This window comes from Ructibacterium gallinarum (assembly GCF_014982785.1).
GTDB lineage: Bacteria > Bacillota > Clostridia > Monoglobales > Monoglobaceae > Ructibacterium > Ructibacterium gallinarum.
Genome location: NZ_JADCKB010000059.1, coordinates 1 through 2,126, shown reverse-complemented (window position 1 = coordinate 2,126; position 2,126 = coordinate 1). Strand labels below are relative to the sequence as shown.

1 pseudogene is annotated in these 2,126 nt (G+C 48.1%); it reads left to right on the top strand.

Annotated features, from left to right (window positions below):
* Positions 1 to 154: 154 nt before the first annotated feature.
* Positions 155 to 2,126: pseudogene (locus INF28_RS12635) on the top strand (hypothetical protein); the annotation flags it as partial.

The following is a 2,126-nucleotide window of genomic DNA, read 5'->3' as shown; positions in this document are numbered from 1 at the left end:
GGTATAATTTTATCCATGAGATCTTGATCTCCTTTCTCTGATTTTCAGGGAGGTATTCGGGTTTGGGGTAAAACCATTATACCATAAGGAGTTCAAGGTCTCAATTTTCATTTAACTTAACAAAACGTAAAATGCTGAAAGGAGTATTTGTTGAATGAAAAGAATAAGTGCAATTTTAGTATGTATTGCAATGCTATGCACAATGGTTTTAACTCCTGTGTATGCAGAAAATGCGCAGTCCACTGACGTAAAGGTGGAAAGTGTGGTCTTTTCCGATGGCGCAGATCAGCCAATTACAAAGCTGCCGGCAGACGGTACAGTTGGTGTCACTGCTAACTTGCGGAATCTTTCCGACAGTGCGGCGGCTGATGTGATTATGCTGGCCTGTGTCTATGAAAATGATATTTTAACGCAGCAAAGTGCGGCAGTTAGCCAGCAAATTGCTTCTGGACAGACGGCAGAATTCAGCACAGAACTTGCCAATGTCCCGGCAGACGGCGAGATATCGGTCTTTTTCTGGGGTGGGGACGGACAAATCGTCCCCCTCGCAAGACCGGCGGTTTTCCCGTCAGGCAATACGAATATTTGGAAACTCATGGTTGGAGGAACCCAGGTAGAGGTACAAGGTAACGAGGCAACGTTCAAAACCGAACCAGATGTGATTCCCCAGGCGGATTTTTATATGGAAAACAGTGCAACCAAGGTAGAATGTCTCAGTCCGGCTGCATCGGTGCCTGGTGATGCACAGTATCGGTTTACCGCTCCGGATGGAACCACAGCTGATTTTACCCTCCATTACATATTAAAACCGGAGTATGAAATCTATGCGACAGAAATCAAGGTAAATGGAACGGCATTGACCAGCTTCGATAAAAACCGTCTGGAATACGATGCGCAGGTGGAATACGGCACAGTGAGTGCAACGGTAGAGGTTGCTGCACAGTCCGGCGTAACGGTCAGCTATGCACCAGCTCAGACCATCAATCCGACAGAGGTGGATACGGTAACTGCCACCTTGACTTCTTCAAACGGAAAGGTGTCCAAGGAATATAAAGTTCACGTAAGACCAATCACCATTGAATCCAGTGATGCCCGTAAGGCGTATATGAACGGCAACCATGACACTGGAGACAATAAAATTGTACTGTCAGAAGTTCTGATCGGCGATACGCAGGAATATACCTATACTTCAAACGGGAAAGAGTATACCGGCTTGCTTGGGGGTAATGTATATACCACCAGATTGTCAGGAGATGTCATGACCCGGTTTGGAGCAACGGGTGAGAATTTGATAGGGATGTCCCATATCCTGGTCAGCCACCGGGATTCCAACAAACAGGCGCAGAAGGATTACCCAGACACCTATAAGCAAAGCGGAAACGCCGGCGCATATATGTACAAGAGCAAGAGTGATCACTTCTATTTCACAGCAGGCGTATCCGGAACCATGTATATTTATACAGTAGGAGCCGGCGGTGCGAGATTTGATAATTGGTCCAAGAAAACGCTGGACAGCACGGTGCCGGAAGGATATGACAGTTGGGCGGATGTGCCGGCAGATATGGTACTGACAGGCAGCCAGAGTGATATGATGGTTCACAATGAATACCTGGTTGCAAGTGCAATCAACTGCAAACCATATACGAACGTATATATCCAGTCCTTCAAAGCGGGCGACAGAGTGAGTGTGCCGACCATTGGACAGGATTCCTATGAATCTGTCAAGGTCTTGATCAAGTGGGACGAAGTTGGTCCGGCCAAATCCAGCAATGCGAACCTTACAAGTCTTGGATACAAAGTCAACGGCGGAGAGGTCAACGCACTTACGGTACAGGACAGCCAGACAGTAACGGTACCGAATGATACAGAGACAGTAGAGCTGAGCTTTGCGGCAGAAGACGGCAAAGCTCAGGGTGCAGTGCAGAACCCGGCCGGTGCAGTGAGCATCGGGGATAAGCCGGTAACAATAACCGTAACGGTAACGGCAGAGGATGGCAGCACCAAGAGCTATACAGTGACCTTTGAAAAGGAAGCAGTTGCAGCAATGCCGGATGCTACCGGGATCAGTGTAAACGGAACGGCGCTGACCAGCTTTCACAAAGATCGTCTGGAATATGATGCGCAGG